A 21579-nucleotide genomic window follows, 5' to 3' on the forward strand; every position below is an offset into this window, starting at 1 on the left:
CGCTGACGCGGCCGTCGCGGTCATCCGCCGCTGTCGGATGACCGCGTGCAAATAACCGTATCCGCGCTGAAAGCAGTGGCATAATTCGCCGACATCCACGCCCGTTCCGGTCAACCATGCTGCGCCGCAGACTGCAGAAGATTGGCAGTATCCTCGGATTGTTGGCAATCCTGATGGCGACGCTTGCGCCGACCATCTCGCAGGCGCTACAAACGAACGGGCGCGTCGACGCGCTGCTGTCCGTCTACTGCTCCGCGCAAGGCGCGTCGGACCCGGCGGACAATCTCACAGGCGACCACTCTTCCCCGCACATCACGCTGTCACATCTGCAGGCGTGCGGTTACTGCAATCTCTTCGCACATGCGCCCGCGCTGCCCAGCGCCGAGACTGTGTTCGCGGGCACCGTCTGGGTGTTCCAGCATCGAAGCGTCACACGTTTCGAGAGCCTCCGCCGCGTTGCGCCCCTTACGTCGGCGCAGCCACGCGCACCACCCGTTTTGTCCTGATTCGAGCCACCTGGTAGCGATGCACCTTGTGCATCGCGGCGCAGTCGCACGTCCGTTCCGGACGCGGCGACCGCGCTGCCTTGAACCGACATCGAGGATGAACTCATGCGCATTTCTTCTACACGCGAGGCCCGGTTGGCCCGCGTTGCTTCAGCCGTTCCGGTTGCACTCGCGTGCGCGCTGCTCTGCCCCGCCGTGGCCGGCGCGCACGCGATTGCCGGCGACCGCGTTTTTCCCGCGACGATGGCCGTCGACGATCCGGGCGTCAGCGACGAAATCAACCTGGAGTACGGCCACATCAAATCGCCGAATGACAACGGCGACGATATCAACATCAATACCGTCTCGTTCGAATGGGACAAGCTGATCACGTCAAATCTGGCGTTCAGCATTGGCAGCGCCTACATCAACCGGAACGGTCCCGACGGCTCGGCCAAAGGCTTCGACAATCTCGAAGTCGGGCTGAAGTATCTTGCGTACGTCAACGCACCGCACGAGTTCATGGTGTCGGTGGGCGTTAAGGCGGGTCTCGGTGGCACGGGCGCGAAAGTCGTGAGCGATTCGTTCTCGACGATTTCTCCGGCGGTGTTTTTCGGCAAGGGCTTCGGCGATCTGCCCACGAGTCTCAGCTATCTGCGCCCGCTTGCCATCACGGGTGAAATCGCGCCCAATCTGACGACGAACGCTTCCGCGCCAAACTCCCTCGACTGGGGCTTCACGTTGCAATACAGCATTCCGTACCTGCAATCGTCGGTGAAAAATATCGGCTTGGGCGAGCCGTTCAGCAATCTGATTCCTGTGGTTGAGTTGCCCATGAATACGTGTACAGCCGGCCCATGTTCCGGTCATACAACGGGCACGGTGAATCCCGGCCTTATCTGGCTCAACGGCTGGGGGCAACTCGGCATCGAGGCGCAGATTCCCGTGAACCGTGCGTCCGGCCGGCATACCGGCGTGTTGCTCCAGGCTCACTTTTATCTCGACGACATCTTCCCGAACTCTGTTGGCAAACCCCTGATCCATCCATGAAAACTTCTCTCTTTGCTCGCGGCGCACTTGCCGCCCTCGCGCTTCTATTCGCGCAGGTTGCTCATGCACACGCGTTTCCGAAACTCCAGACGCCGGCGGCGGGCGCCACCGTCGACAGCGCACCGCACGAGGTATCGATCGAGTTCAGCGAAGCGCTCGAGCCAGCGTTCAGTTCGATCACCGTCACCGATAGCAAGGGCAAACCGGTCGCCGACGGCAAATCGGCCGTCGATGCCGGCGATCCGAAGCGGATGAAAGTGACGCTCGCGAATGTGACGCCGGGCGCGTACACGGTAGCGTGGGTGGCCGTCGCCAGCGACGGGCATCGCACGCAGGGCCACTACACTTTCACCGTCAAATAGCAGGCCGGTAATCCTGAAGCAGGACCGTCCTGTCGCGCACCGCGCGCGACAGGACGTGTGCGCCCGCCAGTGGTGGCCGCAACCCAACTGATCTGATCAAACCGTTGCGAATCTTCCGACCATTGTGAGATTCGCGCGTCTCTCGTTTTCTCCCCATGCCTTATGCATCAGGGCTTCGCGACAACTGGCACGGACGATGCCTTAAAGATGTCGCGCCCACCGCAACAACCTCCGCATCACGGCAGGCATCGGTTCACATCGGCGCCCCCAGGAGACCCATCATGACCTTCTTTGAATCCCCACCCGGAAGCTGGCTGCTCGCGTTGGCCAGGTTCGTCTACGGACGGGTGCTGTACTCGGTGGTGGTCGGTCTGATCGTCGCGACGTGCGCGTACTTCCTGGTTCCGCAGGCAATCAGATGGTGCGGCTACCTGCTCGATCCGATGACGATCGTCGAGCCGATCCAGATCCCCGACACATTCCTGGAGCGCGGCTACACCGACGTGATGCTGCAGCACATGCTGGTCGACACCATCAGCGGCCTGCGCGAAAAAGCGCAAGGCGTCACGCCCGCGACGGACACTGAACAGGTCCTGACGGAATTCAAGCTGCCTGACTTTACTGTGCCCGGTACCGGCTTTTCCGTGCGTCCCGTGATCGAATTTGCGAGAGCGCTGCTGAAGCGCGACTCGTCCCTATACGGCAGTGTGATCGGCACGCCCGAACGATTCACGCTGATGCTCACACTGCGGGACCCGGACGGTCACATCCTTTTGCTAAACGGTTCCAGCACACCCGAAAGCACGCCGCACGGCAAGGAGCGCAACAGCAACAAACAGCGCGCTGCCCTGAAAAGCGAAGGCAACGGTGAAGCGACCGCGCTCAGCAATGCGTTCAAACAGGCCGCTATCGCGATCCTCAAACATCAGAGTCCGCTGCTCTATGCCGAATATCTGACGGCGGTCGAGCAGGACCGCTGCCTCGAAGGGCAGTTCACGTGCGACTTCCGGCCTATGCACGAGCTGTTCGAAAGTCTCGCTGCGGGTGGCAGCGCCGAAAACACCCACGCTTACGAGAAAAACGCAGCGTGGGCATTGCTCGCCCTGTCGAAGCTCGAGACCTACGAACATCACTACGACGGCACGATCCGCTACGCGCGCCGTATCGTCGAAGAAGGTCAGCAGCAATGGAAGTGGCGCGGTGCGCGAGCGTGGGCGTACTACAACTGGGGCGTCGCGCTGAACGATATGGGCTGCTACCGGCAGGCAACCGAAGTGCTGAACAAGGCGATCGATGGAAAACCGGACTACGCGCCCGCGCACAATGCCCTCGCCCGTGCGTACGTGGCATTAGCGCGCTCCGGCAGTACGGTCGACGACGAAGCGATGCCGGCAGGCGGCTATCGCGAGGCCGCGCTCGACGAACTGAAGACGGCGATCAAACAGAGTCCCGGTTATCAGGAAGCGTGGGTCAACCGCGGCGATGCGTTGAGGCTGCCGGTTTCGGCTTCCGAGGTGTACACGATGGAACTGCATCCGGGTTCGCTCGAACAGATGGATAGCGAAGCGCGTGACGCGTATCGGATCGCCGTTGCACTGAACATCGATTCAGCCGGCCGTGCGTATCAGCGGCTCACTGCGCTGCACGACGACACGTACGTCAACGTCAGTGACCGGATCACGAAAGCGCGCCGGCAATGCCAGACGGGCATGGCGCCGTCGCTGCTCGAATCGTGGGGTTGCAGCGATGCGCCGGTTCGACCGGTGGCGCTTCATCAGGCCTCGCTCAGTCAGGCCGCGGTGTCGGGCGCCAGCGAACAGGCGCGCGTATGCAGCAATCCGGAACTCGCCCTGCCTGGCCGCGCGCGCGTGCCGCATTCATATGGCACAGGCGACCGCTACGTCGAAGCGAAAGAAAGTGCCGCGCCGTCGGTGAAGGCGGAAGAAAAGCATCCGTCCGGCGCGATTCGCAGAATCGCGACGCAACGGGGGTAGACAAGCGAGCCGCACGCGACGCGAAGGTCACGCGCGGCGGCACCGTACCCCATTATAAATTCGAGGGCGCACCTGTCTGCACGACTGATTTTTTCGGGATCGGATTAAGGACACAACACGTCAAGCTCAACTTCCACCCTTGAAAATGTCCTGCAGGCGAGCCGCGTCGCTGTTCGGGTCGGACTGCTGGCGCTTCTGGTTCTGCGTCGAAGCAGGCCCACCCGACATCGTCCCCCCGCCAGGCTGCGGACCTTGCGCGTCGACAACCGCTGCGGCGGGTTGCGCTGCGGGTGCGGCTGAAGCATCGGCATCGGCGGCATTTGCCTGCCACGATGCCGCGCAAAGCAGTCCACCCACGATCAGTACGGTCACTTTCATCTCCATCTCCTTGCACAAGCGGGCGTCACACCGGACGCACCAAACCGCAAACGTTCCGCTTGATGCGAACGCGAACGCGATCGAACGGAACACAGGGTGGTGACAGACGCGGCTTCCTCTTTCTGATTTCGCGCGGCGCATCGGGTAGACGCGCGACGGGAAGGTTTTGTCAGCAGGAACGGATGCACGCTTGCGGCGCCTGGTCATGCCGCGATCGGAAAGACGGGTCCACCTCTACCTCAAGAAAGAGACGGTCTTGCAGACCGGCAATTGAACGAATACGCGCGCCTCAGCCAACACGATTTCCTGTGCAGGCCGCGCGCTCATTCCTGCCTGACACGGAGCGCCGAAAATGCAGTCGGATGTCATCCTGACATGCCGCTTCTCCCCGGACGCGAATGCAGCACGTCCCTGTTTCGAGGTGTTGGCCATGCACGAACACATGCTTGTTGCTGTCGGTTTTCGGAACGAAAAAAAGCCCTGCTCCGTGGGGAGACAGGGCTCGACAGGATGGAGACTCGCGCAAGCGCGTGGAGGCTCGCCGACATACTCTCATCACAACAACGCTGCTGTTACTTCTCCTGCACCTGCTTTTTCTACTGGATCAAAACGTGGTCCTTCACTTACAGCTTGCTGCAAACCCCGACTGCTTGCATCGAATAGTGAGTCAACTGCGTTACTTCTGCTGCGACTTCGACTGACTGCGGACTTCACAATCTCCAGCCTCGACTACACATGCCTGAATTGCTATCAACGGTACGGTTCAACACGACGCGGAGGGGACCGCTTCGATGGCGCAATGACGTGCTCCATGGAAACAAGTTTAGGCGCGGCGACGGAAATTCAATTGCGCGAAACGAAGCACATTCGTCGGCCAGTTTGGCGAATTGCGGCACGACGGTCGCGTCCGGCGGGATTTTTCTGACGTCAATCAGATTAGGTGACGCCCGGCGCCTCGCCCCCAGATCGACGTTACTGCACGGGTTTTGCCTGCATGGCACCGCTGTCCGGCGGCATGCCGGGCATGCCGGTCTCGGGCATGCCCGTGTGCTTCATCATCCTGCCCGGTTCCGGGTTCCAGAGGCTCGTGACAGGCTCACTGTGGTAGGTCCTCCCTGCTGTGGCGGCGCCGTGCGCGCCTCCGCCGCCAGTTCCGCCGTTTCCATTCCCGCCTCCCTGTGCAAACGTCGCGGTTGCGGCGCTGAGTGAGACGATAGCGGCGCAAGCCAGCACAACTTTCAGCGTAACTTTTTCCATGATCATCTCCGGCGAACCCGGCGTGTGCATAACAGCGTCGAGGTTTCAGGCACCGCTAAAGGCTGACTGTTTGCGTAGCGGCAAAGCGCAAGCAGTTGCTCGGGCAGATGGGGCAGCGACCGCTTCACGCGCGCGACACCCGAACAGGCAACGCCCGATTGCGCTGCCCTGACTGCATATACGGCAGACATCGGCACGTGGATTCAAAAACGGAAAATACGGCGAGAACAGGGCCGACAGAACGTATTGGCAACACCCATGCGCCCGGGTGTGATTTTTTTAGTCCGTCTGCGAGCGAATTAATACGATGCTATGGTGTCCCGCTTAGGCGTGCGTCTGGTGATGCTTCGTACCGGCACCGCATCGTGATCTCGACTGGATGCTTTGGACGCGATTAGCCCTGCAAATCCAGTCCAATCCCAATCGTCGTTTAGTTTCCCGCAAACAATACTATGCATATTGAAGACAACTTGCCGGCAGGCAATGCCTCGCCGGATGACGGCACTTCGTCGTCTCTGCGTTCGTGGCTGGCTGTCGTGGCCGTTGCCATAGGCGCTTTTGCATTTGTGACAACCGAGTTTTTGCCGGTGGGCCTGTTGCCGCGCGTCGCGAAGGAACTGGGCGTTTCGCCTGGTACGGCGGGTTTGATGGTGACCGTCCCAGGCGTTATTGCAGCCATCTCTGCTCCGGGCCTGATGCTGGTGGCGGGACTCATGGACCGCCGACGTGTTTTCCTGTTGCTGACAACGCTGCTGCTCGCGTCCAATCTGATCTCCGCCTTTGCGCCCAGTTTTCCAGTGATGCTGCTGGGACGTGCACTGCTGGGCGCGGCACTCGGTGGTTTCTGGACCCTGGCGACAGCTGCGTCTGGACGACTGGTGGCGCCCCGGGATTCTGCAAAGGCAATGGCGACGATACTGACGGGCGTGACGTGTGCAACGGTGATTGGTGTGCCGCTAGGAACATTTATCGCCAGCTTTGCATCATGGCGGGCTTCGTTCATGGCGACGGGCGTACTCGTCGCCATTGCGCTTGTCGCCCAGTTCTTTCTCGTGCCGTCCTTGCCGTCGACGGCTGCATTGCGGACGAGTGATCTGGTGGGCTTGCTGCGCCGGCCGCATCCACGCAGAAGCATGCTGATGGTTGCGCTTGTCTTCGGCGCGCACTTTTCCTCTTACACGTACATCACGCCGTTCCTGCTGCGAAATGCGGATCTCAGCATGTCCAGCATCACCTGGCTGCTGCTCGGGTTCGGCATCATCGGATTTTTCTCGAATTTCGCTATTTCATCGACGGTGGTGCGCAGTCTGAAAATGTCGGTCGGCGCGATGATCTCCCTCCTGATGTTCGCTCTTCTGTCGCTGCCTCTCCTGCAACATTCGGAGTCGGGTGTCGCGGCCGTCGTACTTGCGTGGGGCGTCGCCTTTGGCGCGCTTCCGCTGTGTTTCAGCGTCTGGATTCAACGCGCCACGCCGGACTCGCCGGAAGCAGGCTCTGCACTGTTTGTGAGCATCATCCAGGTTGCCATCGCGTCCGGCTCGTTAATCGGCGGTGTAATCGTCGACCACGTCGGCATGCAGGCTGACTTCCTCTTCGGTAGTGGACTAGCGCTGCTAGGGTTGGTCGCACTCGCCAGTTTTGGTGCACGCGAAAAGCGCCCTGACGCAGCGTCGATCCCGTGCCGGGCGACCCCGGAGTAGCCGTTCCGCCGCCAGGTCGACGCGCGGAAGGCCGACGCGGTACAAATGGTTACAAAGGATCGCTCCGGTTGAGTACACCGCCTTCGCTGCCGCAGCGTTATTGCAGGCAACTACCAGCGGAGTCCGCAATGAACACGAACCTTACCTCCAGCAACCCGCAGCGCGGTCGCATTCACCCTTTGGTCGCTGGCGCGGCAGTGGCGGTCATCCTCGCGAGTGCAACCGGAATCGCAGCGATGACCGGCATTCTGCCGACTTCACACGCCGTTCCAGCACCCGCGCCGCTCGTGGTGCCGGCGATCGCGCCGATGGCCAGCGCTCCGCTCGCGACTCCGCAATCGAATATCGCGCAAGGTCAGGCACAGGAAGCTGCACCTGCTCGACCACGCGTCCATCACACGCACAGCGCGCCTGTTCCGCAATCGCCAGCGTACGCGAACAATCAGGGTTATCAGGCGTCTTCGGAATCCGCCGCGCCGAGGCCGGTCGCGGCCGATCCCTATGCGGGTGAGGTGGTCGCCATCAACACCGTCCAGGCCCCGGAGCCGACAACGGGCCTCGGCGCAGTGGGTGGCGCGGTAGCAGGCGGCCTGATTGGGAATCAGATTGGCGGTGGACGTGGCCGTGTTCTTGCGACCATCGCAGGAGCCGTGGGCGGCGGCGTGGCCGGCAACGGCATCGAGCACGCCGTGCGCAAGCAGACCACCTGGCAGGTACAGGTGCGCATGCAGGATGGCAGCTATCGGAACTTCAGCTATACGACGCAGCCGGACGTTCAGGTTGGCGAACGTGTTCGCGTTTCTGGCGATTCCCTGAGCGCGGCTTGACGGCATGACACGCCTGTCCCCGTCCGGGGACAGGCTTGCGGCTGCATACGTTACCTGTGGTTACACAAGTGACAATGGCGCTGTATATGCGGACCTCGGGTCACCCTACAATCCACGTCATCCGTCACTGCCCGGCGACCGCCTGAGGCGAACGGGCCTGGAGAAAAACAGCATGAAACGCGCTACTCTTTTATTCGCAGCAGGCCTCTTCACCGCGTGTGCTTCCAGCGCCGCCATGGCCCATGTAGACGTCGGCGTCTTCCTTGGCGTGCCAGCGCCTGTGTATCTGGAGCAGCCGGCCGTCGTCTATGAGGCGCCTCCGCCTGTCGTCTATGCGCCTGCTCCCGCCTATTACGGTTATGGATATGGCGACGAGCGCCGCTGGCACGACGATGACCGGCATCGTGGCTGGAAGCATCGTCACCACGGCGACGACGATGACTGAGTTGCGGATGCCACGCTATCGTCGAAAGGGATCATCCTGATGCGTGACTGAAGCGTGTCCGCAGGGACACGCAACTGTTGTCTGGCGCAGATCGTGAGCTACGCCCGCGCGCTCACTCAACCGTCACGGATTTAGCCAGGTTGCGCGGCTTGTCGACGTCAGTGCCGCGCGAACACGCCGTGTGATACGCCAGCAGCTGCAGCGGCACCACATGCAGGATCGGCGAGAGCAACCCATAGTGCTCCGGCATGCGGATCACGTGAAGGCCATCTTCGCTGACGATGCGCGTATCGGCATCGGCGAACACATACAGCTCACCGCCACGCGCGCGCACTTCCTGCATGTTCGACTTGAGCTTCTCAAGCAGCGCATCGTTCGGCGCAACCGTCACGACCGGCATCGCTTCAGTGACCAGCGCAAGCGGCCCGTGCTTGAGTTCACCCGCCGGATACGCTTCGGCGTGGATGTACGAGATTTCCTTGAGCTTCAGCGCGCCTTCCAGAGCGATCGGGTAATGCAGACCGCGCCCGAGGAACAACGCGTTTTCCTTGCGCGAAAAATCTTCCGACCACGCGATGATCTGCGGTTCCAGCGCCAGCACGCTGTTAAGCGCAGCCGGCAGGTGGCGCAACTGGCGCACGTATTCCGCTTCGAGCGAAGCGTCGACATGCCCGCGCAATTTGCCGAGCGTCGCGGCCAGCACGAACAGCGCGACGAGCTGCGTCGTGAATGCCTTCGTCGATGCCACGCCAATCTCGGTTCCTGCATGCGTCAGGAATGACAGTTCGGTGAGCCGTACCATCGCGCTCGTTCCCACGTTGCACACCGAGAGCGTGTGCTTGTGCCCGAGCGACTGCGCATGCTTGAGCGCAGCCAATGTATCGGCTGTCTCACCCGACTGCGAGATCACCACCACCAGCGACTTCGGATTGGGCACCGAATCGCGATAGCGATATTCGCTCGCAATTTCGACCTGCGTCGGAATCTTCGCAATTGATTCGAGCCAGTACTTCGCGGTCAGCCCCGAGTAGTAGCTCGTGCCGCAGGCAAGAATCAGCAGGCTGTCGATCTCGCCAAACGCCCGGGCCGCTGCGTCGCCAAACAGGGATGCATCGAATGAATCGGCTTGCGGAATCGTGTCGCTGATCGCGCGCGGCTGCTCGAAAATTTCCTTCTGCATGAAGTGACGATACGGTCCGAGTTCGACCGCGCCGCCATATGCCGCGACCGTGCGCACTTCGCGCTGCACGTCGTTGCCGTCGCGATCGGCGATCCGCACGCGTTCGAGCGTCAGTTCGCAGACATCGCCTTCTTCGAGAAAGATGAAGCGTTCAGTGCTGCCGGCAAGCGCGAGGGCATCGGAAGCGAGGAAGTTCTCGCCATCGCCGAGACCGACAACAAGCGGCGAGCCCTGACGCGCGCCGACCACCGTGTTCGGCTGGTCCTTGTGCTCGACCGCGATCGCGTAAGCGCCATGCAACTGCTGCACGGCTTCGCGCACCGCTGCGAACAGATCGCCGCGATACAGGCTGTGGATCAGATGCGCGATCACTTCGGTGTCGGTCTGCGAGACGAACTCGTAGCCCTTGCCGCGCAGCGTTTCACGCAGCGACTCGTAGTTCTCGATGATGCCGTTGTGCACGAGCGCCAGCGCGTTGCGCGAGAAGATCGGATGCGCGTTGTTCGTGACGGGCGCGCCATGCGTCGCCCAGCGCGTGTGCGCGATGCCCGTGACGCCTTCGAGATGCGTCTCGCGCACCTGCGCGTCGAGATCGGCGACGCGCGCCACGCTGCGCGCGCGATGCGGCTCGCCGCCCGCCAGCACGGCGACGCCACAGGAATCGTAGCCGCGATATTCGAGGCGTCGCAGTCCTTCGATCAGAACCGGGACGATGTTACGTTGCGCAACCGCGCCGACAATGCCGCACATAAGTATCTATTCCTTTGCAGGGTTGGGTGCCGTGCCATGCAGAAACGCACGCGAAAACACGGCGCTTCCCGTCAGCTTTTCTTTTTGACTGGGCGAACGTAGCCGGTCTTGCCGACCTGCGTTTTCTCGTTCAGCACGAGGAGATTCTCCTCGACGTCCTTCCATACTGTCGTGCCTGCCGCAATCGTCACGCCACGCCCGACGCGCACCGGCGCGACGAGTTGCGTGTCCGAGCCGACGAACACATCGTCTTCGATGATCGTGCGCGACTTGTTCGCGCCATCGTAGTTGCACGTGATCGTGCCCGCGCCGATGTTCACGCGCGCGCCGATATCGGCGTCGCCGATGTACGTGAGGTGATTCGCCTTCGAGCCGTGGCCGAGCACTGCGTTCTTCACTTCGACAAAGTTGCCGACGTGCGATTCGTCCTTCAGCGTCGCGCCTGGGCGCAGCCGCGCGTACGGGCCGAGCACAACCTTCTCGCCCACTTCAGCGCCTTCGATATGCGTGAACGCATCGACGCGCGTGCCCGCGCCAATCGTCGCGTTACGGATCACGCAGTTCGCTGCGATCGTCACGTTGTCGGCCAGTTTCACGGTGCCTTCGAACACGCAGTTCACGTCGATCGAGACATCGCGGCCGCATTCAAGCGTGCCGCGCACATCGATACGCGCCGGATCGGCCAGCGTGACGCCCGCCACCAGCAGCGCTTCCGCGACGTTGTGCTGGTGAATGCGTTCGAGCCCGGCAAGCTGCTGCTTGCTGTTGACGCCGAGCGTTTCCCACGCTTCGTCCGGCTGCGCCGTGACGACGTCGAGACCGGCTTCGATCGCGAGTTCGACGACGTCGGTAAGGTAGTACTCGCCCTGCGCGTTGTCGTTCTTCAGCGAAGCGAGCCAGCCTGCGAGTTGCTGCGTCGGCGTGACGATGATGCCGGTGTTGATCTCGGCGATCTTCTGCTGCTCGGGCGTCGCATCTTTCTGCTCGACGATGCGTTGCACCTTGCCGTTCACGTCGCGCACGATGCGGCCGTAGCCTGCGGGATCGTCGAGCGTGACCGTGAGCACGCCATAGCCGCCGAGGCCCGCGCGGTCGGTCAGACGTTTAAGCGTGCTTGTGCGCGTAAGCGGCACGTCGCCATACAGCACGAGCGTCGGCACCGAGGCATCCAGCAGCGGCAGCGCCTGTTGCACCGCGTGACCGGTGCCAAGCTGCTGCTCCTGCACGGCGAACTGCACATCGGGCGCAGCGACGGCACTGCGAACAGCTTCCGCGCCGTGGCCGATCACGACGACGAGTCGGGTCGGATCAAGCGTGCGCGCGGTGTCGATGACATGAGACAGAAGCGGCCGGCCGGCCAGAGGATGCAGCACCTTCGGCAGCGCGGAACGCATACGCTTACCGGTGCCTGCCGCCAAAATGACAATATTCATGGCGCCGACGAGGGGTCGAGTTGGAAGCCTTCAATGTTAGCACGCGCGTCCCACTATCGAAGACGCGCTCACTACAGCTTCCGTCCGCTTTTCCGTCCAAGTCCTTGATTTGTATTTGGATGTATCATCTGGGGCTCTGCCCGGCCCCGCATTTCGACGTCTGTTTTCTACGTTCCGCGCGCCGCTCCCGGCAATCTTCACTCTGTTCCGTGCCTGCCATGAAAGCCTCAAACAATTTTTTCCGTCTCGAAACCCGACTGCAGTCGCAGGTCGGCAAAGCGATCGCTGACTTCAACATGATCGAAGACGGGGACAAAATCCTGACGTGCATGAGCGGTGGCAAGGACTCTTACACGATGCTCTCCGTCCTGCTCGCGCTGCAAAAGCGCGCGCCGGTGAACTTCGAGATCATCGCGATGAATCTCGACCAGAAGCATCCCGGCTTTCCGGAAGAAATCCTGCCGCAGTATTTTGAGTCGATCGGCGTCAAGTACCGGATCGTCGAGGCCGACACGCATTCGATCGTCAAGGAGAAGGTCCCGGAAGGCAAGACGACGTGTTCGCTGTGCTCGCGCCTGCGTCGCGGGGTGATCTACAGAACGGCAAAGGAACTGGGCGCGAACAAGATCGCGCTGGGCCATCATCGTGACGACATCGTCGAGACGTTCTTTCTGAACCTGTTCTTTGGTGGAAAGATGAAGGCGATGCCGCCGAAGCTCGCCACCGACGACGGCGCGCACATCGTGATCCGTCCGCTCGCGTACTGCAAGGAATCAGACATCGCGACCTACGCGCGCGCGATGGAATATCCGATCATTCCGTGCGACCTGTGCGGCTCGCAGGAAAATCTTCAGCGCAAGAAGGTGAAGGACATGCTGACGCAATGGGAACGGGATACGCCGGGCCGCGTCGACAACGTGTTCCGCGCGCTGTCGGATGTCGTGCCGTCGCATCTCGCCGACACCAGCCTGTTCGACTTCCGCGCACTGGCGCCGGGTCTCGCGAAAATCGACGAAGCATCGCTCTTCGGTGATACGTCATACGCGCAGACCGCGCTCGTCTTCTCGCATTCCAGCGAGAACCGCATCGAGTTCGTGCGCCCTGCGCGTCGCGCCGCGGCCGCTCCTGCTGCCGCGGGCAACACCGCCGACGCTTAATCTTCCTTGATCCGAAAGACTTCGACGCCTACGGCGTCGCAGTCCGGATAGACATCCGGCTTTTCCGTCGATACGCGTGCTGCGCGCACGTGCGGATGCGCGAGCATCGTCTTCACGACGTCATCGCACAACGTTTCCTGCAGATGAATGTGGCCCTGTTCGACGCGACGCGCGATGGTCGAGCGCATGAAATCGTAGTCGACCACTTCGCTGAGCTTGTCCGCTACCGGCGTCGACAGCGCGAGCGGCACGTACAGTTCGACGTTGATCACGACGCGCTGCTCGCCACGCTTCTCGAAGTCATGCACACCGATGTTGATATGCACTTCGTAGTTGCGCAGAAAGAGCCGGCGACAGTCGGCGAGCCGGGGATGCGAGAGAGCGTCAAGCATGATCGTTCCAGTGTCGAAAGAAGCGTGCGGACACGCAAGGAGCGCTTCGTGCAGCGCGGCTGAAGCAGCCGCCGCGTGCGTTCAGGCGCCCGTCAAAAACATTACGTCGCGCGGCAGCGGCACGAGGTGCTGGCCGCCGTCGACAACCAGCGTCGTTCCGGTCACACCCCGAGCATCCGCGAGATACAGCGCAGCGGCGACAAGATCCTCGGGCCGCGACGCGCGGCCAAGCGGCGTCACCTGATGCGCTTCGGCGAAACTTTGCGACGTCTGATCGGCGGATTGAAGCGTGAGCCCCGGCGCGAGCCCCACCACGCGCAATTTCGGCGCGAGCGACTGCGCCTGCGCGACGGTTGCCGCCTGCAGCGCGGCTTTCAACACCGTGTATGAAAGATAGTCCGGATTCATGTTGTACAGCTTTTGATCCAGCACGTTGATGACGACGCCACGCAGCGATTCGTCACCAAGCGCGGCTTCTGGCGTCGCCTCGTACAACATGCGCGCCAGCACGAGTGGCGCGCCCAGATTGATCGCCGCGAGGTTCAGCAGACGCTCGTAGCCGACGTCCCTCGCCGTATCTTCCGCGAAAAGCGACGCATTGTTGATCACGCAGGCGAGCCCCCCGAGTGCCGCGATGCAATCCGGCACGAGCCTCTCGACCTGTGCCTCGATGGCGAGATCCGCGTGCAGCGCGACCGCGCGACGTCCGAGCGCGACGATTTCTTCGACCACCTCATCGGCTTCCTCACGGGATGCGCCGAAATGCACGGCCACGTCCCAGCCTCTGGCCGCGAAGCCGATCGCGAGCGCGCGGCCGATCCTGCGGGCAGCGCCGGTAACCAGCACGACGCGCGCGGGCGCGCTTTGGGTGCTCTCGGCGGGGGAAGTACGGAAAGAGTCGGTCATTTACAATATGCGGATGAATCCGAAAGCTCACGAACCCGATAGTTTACCTGCTCCCGGCCCCGCCGCGCTTGCGCAGTCGGAAGCGCTGGTGGCGCAGATCCGCGCCGAGATCGACGCGAACAGCGGCTGGTTACCGTTCGACCGCTACATGGAACGCGCGCTATACGCGCCGGGCCTCGGCTATTACAGTGGCGGCGCGATGAAGTTTGGACGTCATGCGGAGGACGGCAGCGATTTCGTCACGGCACCCGAACTGTCACCGCTTTTCGCTGCGACGCTTGCGCGCCCGGTGGCGGAAGCGCTGGCGGCAAGCGGTACGCGCGACGTGATGGAGTTTGGCGCGGGCACAGGGAAACTTGCCGCGGGGCTGCTGAACGAACTCGCGGCACAGGAAGTGCCATTCGATACGTATTCGATTGTCGATCTGTCGGGTGAACTGCGTGAGCGTCAGCGCGCGACGATCGAAGCCGATGCACCTGCGCTTGCTGCGCGCGTGCGCTGGCTGGATGCGTTGCCCGAACATTTCGAAGGCGTCGTGATTGGCAACGAAGTACTGGACGCGATGCCTGTGCGACTCTTTGCGCGCGCGAACGGCGCGTGGCACGAGCGAGGCGTGACGTGGCGCGACGATGCTTTGGCCTTTGAAGACCGGCCGGTTGGCACGACTTCCGACATGGTGCTTCTGGATTCGCTTGAAGTGGAAGGCGATTATGTCGTTGAGACGCACCAGGCTGCGTTTGCTTTTACGCGAACGATCTGCACGATGCTTGAGCGTGGCGCGGCGTTCTTTATCGACTATGGTTTTCCGCGTCACGAGTATTACCATGCGCAGCGCGCGCAGGGGACGTTGATGTGTCACTACCGGCATCGCGCGCATGGCGATCCGTTTTTGTATCCGGGGTTGCAGGACATTACGGCGCACGTCGAGTTTACGGGTGTTGCCGAAGCGGGTGTCGATGCGGGTGCGGATCTGCTTGGGTATACGTCGCAGGCGCGGTTTCTGATGAATGCCGGCATCACCGATGCGCTTGCCGATCTCGATCCTTCTGACGTGATGCGGTATCTGCCTGCGGCGAATGCGGTGCAGAAGCTGCTCTCTGAGGCTGAGATGGGCGAGCTGTTCAAGGTGATCGCGTTTTCGCGCGGCATCGAGGATGGGATTGCCGCGTTTGCGCGCGGCGACCGGTCACATTCGCTTTGAGCGCGTTGCCATGATCCGCTGGCTGCTCACTACTTTTATTGCTGTCGCGGTGTTGTCGCGGTGCTGGCCTTGGCTCAGGAAGGTTGGTGTTGGGAGATTGCCAGGAGATATTACCCTCCGCGTTCGCGGGAAAGAGTATCCGTTTCCTTTTATGTCTACTCTTGTTTTGAGTTTGGTTTTGGCGGTTGTTGTGCGGTTGCTTTAGGGGCTGGTTTTGCCCCTTTGGCGGGGCGGCAGGTTTTTTTCTTTGCCAGCAGGCGCTTCGTTTTTTGGTGAGCGCTTTTTTTTGGCCTTTCCTTGTATTCGTGTCGGTCTATTGGCGTTGCCCCTGTGCGGGGCGGCACCTACTTGCCCACAGGCGCTTCTTATGGCGCGGTTTTGGGTTTTTTTTGGCCTTTCCTTGTGTTCATGTCGGTCTATTGGCGTCGCCCCTGTGCGGGGCGGCACCTACTTTTCTTTGTCCTTGCCAAAGAAAAGTAGGCAAAAGAAAGGCGCCGAAAACTCGTCCGTTCCGGGGTGTGTCGCTGCCGGGGAATGGCACCCCATGAAGTGTCACCCCCGCACAGAAACAATATATAGGTCCGCGCACGAGAACGTCTCCCGCACAGTACCGCCCGTGACAAGGCACTCATCCACCCCACTCCGCACTGCGTGCGTCGCGGATGGGTTCGCCACGTGGCTCTGCACGTTTGAGCCACAACTAGATTCATTAAAAGCAATCAATAGACTGCGGCACATACCTCTCTGACGCGTGCAGGTGCAGGTGCAGGTGCAGGCAGGTTGTATCTCACGGCGATGCGCGTAGCGCGGAGCCGGGTGAATGAATGCTTTGTCACGAACGGTACTGTGCGGGGGATCAGATCGTGCGCGGACCCATGCCGTGTGAAGCACGGGGGCGACACTTCATGGGGTGCCATTCCCCGGCAGCGACACACCCCGGAACGGACGAGTTTTCGGCGCCTTTCTTTTGCCTACTTTTCTTTGGCAAGGACAAAGAAAAGTAGGTGCCGCCCCGCACAGGGGCGACGCTAATAGACCGACATGAATACAAGGAAAGGCAACACCGCAAGATCACCGAGGATCGGGCGACGCCAATAGACCGACACGAACACAAGAAAAGCCCAACCCCAACTAAACACTTTCCCCAAGAGCAAACGCAACCGCCCGAACCCGCTCCTGCTGAACAGCATCCTTAATCAGAGAAGGCCGGTCAGCAAACCGGCCAGCCACAGCCCCTCCATCCACAGCCCGCGCAGCCACAAGCGCGATCCGCAATCTCTCAGCCTGCGGATACGCCCGCGCTTCAAACCCCAACCGCCCGCGAGCATCCGCCTCGCACGCCTGCAACGCTTCAGCAAACCGCGCAGGTTTCCTCAACGCATCACATCGCTCGAACAACCGCACCAACCCGGCGGCGCCAGTCTCCATCACACGATGAATGTTCCCATGCTCCCGCGCCACGAGCACCGCCAGATCACGACACTCATTCGGCACCCGCAACCGCTCACACAAAGGCTTCAGCAAATCGACACTGCGCCCTTCGTGCCCAATATGCCGGGGCAACACATCCTCGGGCGTCGTCGCCTTGCCAAGATCGTGCGTCAACGCAGCGAACCGCACCGTCAATGCATACCCCTGCGTCGCAGCGTGATCCAGCACCATCATCACATGCACGCCCGTGTCGACTTCAGGGTGATAATCCGCCCGCTGCGGCACACCAAACAACCCATCGATCTCCGGCAACACGCGCGCGAGCGCACCACATTCCCGCAGTAACCCGATCATCCGCGAAGGCTTCTGCTCCATCAATCCGCGCGACACCTCCTGCCACACGCGCTCAGGCACAAGCGCATCCACTTCGCCGGCAGCAACCATCTTCTTCATCAGCGCCATCGTCTCCGGCGCCACCGTGAAGTCGGCAAAGCGCGCCGCAAACCGCGCAATCCGCAAAATCCGCACGGGGTCTTCAAGAAACGCATCGCTGACATGACGGAACACGCGATCCCGCACGTCCGCCTGCCCGTTGAACGGGTCGATCACCGGACCGGTCAGTTCGCCATCTGGACGCACTTCGCGCGCCATCGCGTTAATGGTCAGATCACGCCGCGCAAGATCCTCTTCGAGCGTGACGTCAGGCGCGTAGTAAAACTGGAAACCGTGATAGCCCGCCGCCGTCTTCCGCTCCGTGCGCGCGAGCGCATATTCCTCGTGCGTCAGCGGATGCAGGAACACCGGGAAATCCTTGCCGACGGGTCGATAACCCTGCGCCACCATCTGCTCCGGCGTTGCGCCGACCACCACGTAGTCGCGGTCCTTCACCGGGACGCCCAGCAGTTCGTCGCGGATCGCGCCACCCACCGCGTAGATATTCATGCGCAGGCGTCGTAGTACGGCACGCGATGCGTCTCGCGCAGCGCATCGTCGATCCACGCACGTACGTCCGGCTGCTCCGTCACGCGGCGCGCGTACGTGGCCGCAACCTCGGAAAGCGGCGGTTGCCACGTGTTGAAGCGCATCACCACCGGCGCGTACATCGCATCCGCGATGCTGAACTCGCCGAACAGGAACGGCCCGCCATGCTTCTCGATGCAGTCGCACCACAACGCGTCGACGCGCGCCACGTCGGCCAGCGCCTCCGGCGTCGATCCCTTGCCGGGAAACGACGCGCGGATATTCATCCACATCGCCGAACGCAGCGCGCCGAAACCCGAATGCATCTCGGCACTCACGCTGCGCGCCTGCGCCCGCGCCGCCGCGTCGCGCGGCCACATCGCGTGTTGCGGAAACTGGTCGGCGAGCGTCTCGCAGATGGCAAGCGAGTCCCACACGGGCACGTTGTCATCGGTGATCAGGCACGGCACCTTGCCCGACGGAGAAAGCGCGAGGATCGACGTCTTCGAATCCACCTCCTGCAATTCGATCGTGCGCTCCTCGAATGGAATGCCGAAATGCTTCAGCACCAGCCACGGACGCATCGACCACGATGAATAGTTCTTGTCGCCAATAACGAGTTTCATGCTTGCCCATCAGAAAAAGAGAAGCGTTACCGCCCCGCGTTAGCGCGGAACGTATTGAAGCGCGAACGCATCGATGCGCCCGTCAGATACACCGGGGCGATGGTCTCGATGCTCGCAGGCTCGATGCCGAGTTCAGGCGCAAGCGGTCCGCTCAGCACGCTGTCCACTTTCATCGAATCGAGATTGTCGCGCGTAATGATCGGCTCGCCGGGCGCCATTTCGAACGTCATCGCCTGCAGCCGCGCAAGCGCCTCCGGCAGTCGGATGATGCGCGCATGACGGCCAATCACGTCGCCGCATAATTTCACCAGCTGCTCCAGCGTGTACACGGTCGGACCGCCCAGTTCGTACGTACGACCGCTCGCGGCATCGAGATCGAGCACGTTCGAAATCGCCTTCGCGACGTCGCCGACGAACACCGGCTGGAACTTCGCATCGGGCATCGCGAGCGGAATGATCGGGAAGACGCGCTGCAGGAACGCAAACTGGTTCAGAAACGCGTCCTCCGGCCCGAACACGACAGATGGCCTGAAAATAGTGGCCGCCAGCGTCGACTGACGCACGGCTTTCTCGCCGTCGCCCTTCGAGCGCAGATACATGCTCGGCCCTTTCGGGTCCGCGCCAATCGCGCTCACATGGATCAGGCGATGCACGCCCTTGCCTTCGCAGGCGGCCACGATTTTCGTCGGCAGTTCGACGTGCGCTTTCGCGAACTCGGGGCCGTACGGATTGGCGCGACGCGCGTGCAAGGTGCCGACCAGGTTGATCACCGCGTCGGCATTTTCCAGGAAACTGGCGAGTTGCACCGGGTCGAACACGTCGACTTCGAGCACATCGATGGGCAACAGCGTCAGATGACGGGCATTGTGCCGTCGGCGTGTGGCGATGCGCACGTCCTTGCCGAGCTCGACGAGCGCGTTGACGAGGTGGCTGCCGATAAATCCGGACCCGCCGATAATCGCGATGGCTTGATGGCGCATTTTCGACTCCCTGGGTGGAAGCCGCAGCAACGGCTGGTGAGGCGGCCGCCGCGCTGCGAAGCGCGGCGGCGTGGCGCTGGCGTTTTATGGTGCGATATAGCCCAGACGCACTTTCAGCGATTGCGGACGGCCTTCGAACAGTGCCGCATAGTAGACCGTGTTGGACAACACATTCTTCACGTAGTCGCGGGTTTCCTGGAACGGGATCGATTCCGCGAAAATCGCGCCCTCGACGCCCCGCGGCAAGTTCTGCTTCCACGCGCGCGGACGTCCCGGACCGGCGTTGTAACCCGCCGTCGCAAGGACCGCGGAGCCGTCGAACTGATTGTAGATCATCGACAGATAGTTGGTGCCCAGCAGGATGTTCGTGTCGATATCGTTCATCTGCGCGCGCGAAATCGTACCCAGACCGATCTTCTTCGCGACCAGTTGCGCGGTGCCCGGCATCAACTGCATCAAGCCGCTTGCGCCCACTTCCGAACGCGCATTCATGATGAAGCGCGATTCCTGACGGATCAGCCCATACGCCCATTCGACGTCGAGACCCGTGGACTGCGCATCGCGCTCGACGATATCGCGGAACGGCGACAGGTAACGCAGCGAGAAGTCGTGTTCGGTCTTCGTGCGGTCCGCCGTATTGACGGCGCGGTCATACAGCTCGATACGTCGCGCGTACTCGGCCGTCGCGATCAGCTGACGGTCGGTCATCGCACGCAGCGGCCAGTTCCATTCGCGATTGCCTTCGAGCCGCAGGTTCAGCGCGTAAAAACGCTGCGCGAGCGCGAAGCCCGGTGTGGCGCCCGCCTGCCCGACTTCTGCATCGCTGACGGTGGTTTTGGGCGGCACCGTGATCTTCTGGCCGAGTTCTTCGGCGGCGAGCTGGCCGTAGAAGTTATAGTCCTGCGCAATCTGTTCGAATTCCTGGTTCGCCGTGACCGGGTCGCCGTTCTGCTTCACCGCGCGCGCGTGCCAGTAAACCCACGACGATTGCGTGCGCAGCGACGGCGGCATCTGCTCGATCGACCAGCGCACCATCGTCCAGTCGCCGACGAGCAGCGCCATGCGCGTGCGCCACTCGTACGCCGGGTTTGACAGCGGCGCATTCGCCGACAGCCGGTACCAGTCGATCGCAGCAGGCATCTGCTTCGAGGCCGCCTGGTAAGCAATCGTGCCCCAGCCGATCGCGCGCTCGGGCGTGGTGAGCGACGGCGCCACCGAAGCAAACGTCGAAGCCGCCATCGCCGGATCGTTGCGCGCCATACGCGTGATTGCGAGCAGCGCCAGTTGATGCGACTGCGAATCCGGGCCGACGCCACGCGCGAGCAGGAGCGGCGGCGTACTTGCCGCCTGATCGAACAGCACCGGATCAGGGCGCTGGTTGCCGAGCGCATCGACAAGCTTCGCGCCCGTGTTCGTGTAGTTCTGCTCGTACGCGACGCGGATCTGCTGCCACACGTCATCGTTCGAGAACTGCTGGTTGATCGCGAGCGTCGTGATCAGATCGACGCAGCCGTCGCCGTACTGCTTCGGATCGACGAGCAGCGCGCGCGCCGCTTCGGCGACATTTTCGCCGCGTGCCGCGCGCGATTCGAGCGCATAGCACTTCACCTGCGTATCGTCGTTCAACACGAAGCGCGCATATTGCTGATCGAAATTGCGCCAGTCGTGACGCGCGCCGAGCACAACCAGATAGTCGTTGCGCAGACGGTCGGCGATCGCCTGGCCGTCATACTTCTGCAGGAACGACAGCACCGGTTCATCAGGCGCGTCGATGCGCGCGTGACCCGAGCCGTCGAAGAGTTGCGGCTTCAACTGGAAGTACTCGAGATACGACGGCGCCGGATAGTCCGGAATCATGCTCGCCAGCTGCGCGGCGCGCGGCGCATCGTTATTGCGCGCAGCCTCGCGAAGCTGGATGAAGGTCTGATCGTCAGGCGTGAGCTGGGTGATGGTGACAGGCCGGACGGCAGAAGCCGTGCCGCACGCAACGAGTGCCGCGGCAGCCAGCGCAGAACCGGCCGCGCGATATACTCGAAAGAGGCGTTTTGACATCGTTGTTTCTGGA

Annotated in this window: 20 protein-coding genes; 10 read left to right on the forward strand and 10 right to left on the reverse strand. The window is 62.0% G+C overall.

Going from position 1 to position 21579, the window contains the following annotated elements; genetic code table 11:
* The first annotated feature begins 116 nt into the window (after positions 1-116).
* From P3T21_RS22840 to P3T21_RS22855, 4 genes are all read left to right on the forward strand, one after another.
* Positions 117-506: a DUF2946 domain-containing protein gene (locus P3T21_RS22840; RefSeq protein ID WP_429258216.1), complete on the forward strand. Its 390-nt coding sequence runs from the start codon at positions 117-119 to the stop codon at positions 504-506.
* 105 nt (positions 507-611) lie between these two features.
* Complete coding sequence (locus tag P3T21_RS22845; RefSeq protein WP_429258217.1) at positions 612-1535, forward strand: hypothetical protein; 924 nt, start codon at positions 612-614, stop codon at positions 1533-1535.
* Positions 1532-1897 (forward strand): copper homeostasis periplasmic binding protein CopC, encoded by a 366-nt coding sequence (gene copC / locus P3T21_RS22850; protein ID WP_429258218.1) that lies wholly within the window; start codon positions 1532-1534, stop codon positions 1895-1897. The genes P3T21_RS22845 and copC overlap by 4 nt, the downstream gene beginning before the upstream one ends.
* A 281-nt stretch (positions 1898-2178) precedes the next feature.
* A complete protein-coding gene (locus tag P3T21_RS22855; RefSeq protein WP_429258219.1) occupies positions 2179-3891 on the forward strand; it encodes a tetratricopeptide repeat protein in 1713 nt (570 codons plus the stop codon).
* 126 nt (positions 3892-4017) lie between these two features.
* Here P3T21_RS22855 and P3T21_RS22860 read toward each other — a convergent pair whose 3' ends face one another.
* Both P3T21_RS22860 and P3T21_RS22865 read right to left on the reverse strand, forming a co-directional pair.
* Entirely contained in the window at positions 4018-4269 is a 252-nt protein-coding gene (locus P3T21_RS22860) for a hypothetical protein (protein ID WP_429258220.1), read from the reverse strand.
* Between the two features lie 972 nt (positions 4270-5241).
* Positions 5242-5526 carry a hypothetical protein gene (locus P3T21_RS22865; protein WP_429258221.1) on the reverse strand — a complete coding sequence of 95 codons (285 nt, stop codon included), beginning with the start codon at positions 5524-5526 and terminating at the stop codon, positions 5242-5244.
* Positions 5527-5978: 452 nt separating this feature from the next.
* On the opposite strand from P3T21_RS22865, the gene P3T21_RS22870 reads away from it, so the two are divergent.
* The 3 genes from P3T21_RS22870 to P3T21_RS22880 all read left to right on the forward strand — a co-directional run bounded on the left by P3T21_RS22870 (position 5979) and on the right by P3T21_RS22880 (position 8498).
* Positions 5979-7226, forward strand: coding sequence for an MFS transporter (locus tag P3T21_RS22870; protein WP_429258222.1), 1248 nt, complete (start codon positions 5979-5981; stop codon positions 7224-7226).
* 128 nt (positions 7227-7354) lie between these two features.
* The gene (locus tag P3T21_RS22875) at positions 7355-8053 is read left to right on the forward strand and encodes a glycine zipper 2TM domain-containing protein (RefSeq protein ID WP_429258223.1); all 699 of its coding nucleotides are present in this window, start codon (positions 7355-7357) and stop codon (positions 8051-8053) included.
* 172 nt (positions 8054-8225) lie between these two features.
* Positions 8226-8498, forward strand: a complete 273-nt coding sequence (locus P3T21_RS22880) for a hypothetical protein (RefSeq protein ID WP_429258224.1) — start codon at positions 8226-8228, stop codon at positions 8496-8498.
* 112 nt (positions 8499-8610) lie between these two features.
* Here the strand turns inward: P3T21_RS22880 and glmS are convergent, their stop codons facing one another.
* On the reverse strand, positions 8611-10428 hold the full coding sequence (glmS, locus tag P3T21_RS22885; RefSeq protein ID WP_429258225.1) for a glutamine--fructose-6-phosphate transaminase (isomerizing): 1818 nt from the start codon (positions 10426-10428) through the stop codon (positions 8611-8613).
* Between the two features lie 71 nt (positions 10429-10499).
* The gene (glmU, locus tag P3T21_RS22890) at positions 10500-11861 is read right to left on the reverse strand and encodes a bifunctional UDP-N-acetylglucosamine diphosphorylase/glucosamine-1-phosphate N-acetyltransferase GlmU (RefSeq protein WP_429258226.1); all 1362 of its coding nucleotides are present in this window, start codon (positions 11859-11861) and stop codon (positions 10500-10502) included.
* 218 nt (positions 11862-12079) lie between these two features.
* Between glmU and ttcA the strand changes: the two genes are divergently transcribed.
* Positions 12080-13018, forward strand: a complete 939-nt coding sequence (gene ttcA, locus P3T21_RS22895) for a tRNA 2-thiocytidine(32) synthetase TtcA (protein WP_429258227.1) — start codon at positions 12080-12082, stop codon at positions 13016-13018.
* On the opposite strand, the gene P3T21_RS22900 is transcribed toward ttcA, so the two are convergent.
* Together P3T21_RS22900 and P3T21_RS22905 are read right to left on the reverse strand one after the other, a co-directional pair.
* Positions 13015-13410, reverse strand: a complete 396-nt coding sequence (locus P3T21_RS22900; RefSeq protein WP_429258228.1) for a dihydroneopterin aldolase — start codon at positions 13408-13410, stop codon at positions 13015-13017. The genes ttcA and P3T21_RS22900 overlap by 4 nt on opposite strands.
* Before the next feature lie 81 nt (positions 13411-13491).
* Complete coding sequence (locus tag P3T21_RS22905) at positions 13492-14316, reverse strand: SDR family oxidoreductase (RefSeq protein ID WP_429258229.1); 825 nt, start codon at positions 14314-14316, stop codon at positions 13492-13494.
* A gap of 13 nt (positions 14317-14329) precedes the next feature.
* On the opposite strand from P3T21_RS22905, the gene P3T21_RS22910 reads away from it, so the two are divergent.
* A complete protein-coding gene (locus P3T21_RS22910) occupies positions 14330-15517 on the forward strand; it encodes a class I SAM-dependent methyltransferase (RefSeq protein WP_429258230.1) in 1188 nt (395 codons plus the stop codon).
* A 10-nt stretch (positions 15518-15527) separates the two neighbouring features.
* The gene (locus P3T21_RS22915) at positions 15528-15722 is read left to right on the forward strand and encodes a DUF2905 domain-containing protein (RefSeq protein WP_429258231.1); all 195 of its coding nucleotides are present in this window, start codon (positions 15528-15530) and stop codon (positions 15720-15722) included.
* A 926-nt stretch (positions 15723-16648) separates the two neighbouring features.
* Here the strand turns inward: P3T21_RS22915 and P3T21_RS22920 are convergent.
* The 4 genes from P3T21_RS22920 to P3T21_RS22935 all read right to left on the reverse strand — a co-directional run bounded on the left by P3T21_RS22920 (position 16649) and on the right by P3T21_RS22935 (position 21566).
* Positions 16649-17890, reverse strand: a complete 1242-nt coding sequence (locus tag P3T21_RS22920) for a multifunctional CCA addition/repair protein (RefSeq protein ID WP_429258232.1) — start codon at positions 17888-17890, stop codon at positions 16649-16651.
* On the reverse strand, positions 17887-18534 hold the full coding sequence (locus tag P3T21_RS22925) for a glutathione S-transferase family protein (protein WP_429258233.1): 648 nt from the start codon (positions 18532-18534) through the stop codon (positions 17887-17889). Before P3T21_RS22925 ends, P3T21_RS22920 begins: the two co-directional genes overlap by 4 nt.
* A gap of 26 nt (positions 18535-18560) precedes the next feature.
* Positions 18561-19514: a complex I NDUFA9 subunit family protein gene (locus P3T21_RS22930; protein ID WP_429258234.1), complete on the reverse strand. Its 954-nt coding sequence runs from the start codon at positions 19512-19514 to the stop codon at positions 18561-18563.
* A gap of 84 nt (positions 19515-19598) precedes the next feature.
* Positions 19599-21566: a transglycosylase SLT domain-containing protein gene (locus tag P3T21_RS22935; RefSeq protein ID WP_429258235.1), complete on the reverse strand. Its 1968-nt coding sequence runs from the start codon at positions 21564-21566 to the stop codon at positions 19599-19601.
* Positions 21567-21579 lie beyond the last annotated feature (13 nt).

The organism is Paraburkholderia sp. GAS334, from assembly GCF_050436625.1.
GTDB lineage: Bacteria > Pseudomonadota > Gammaproteobacteria > Burkholderiales > Burkholderiaceae > Paraburkholderia.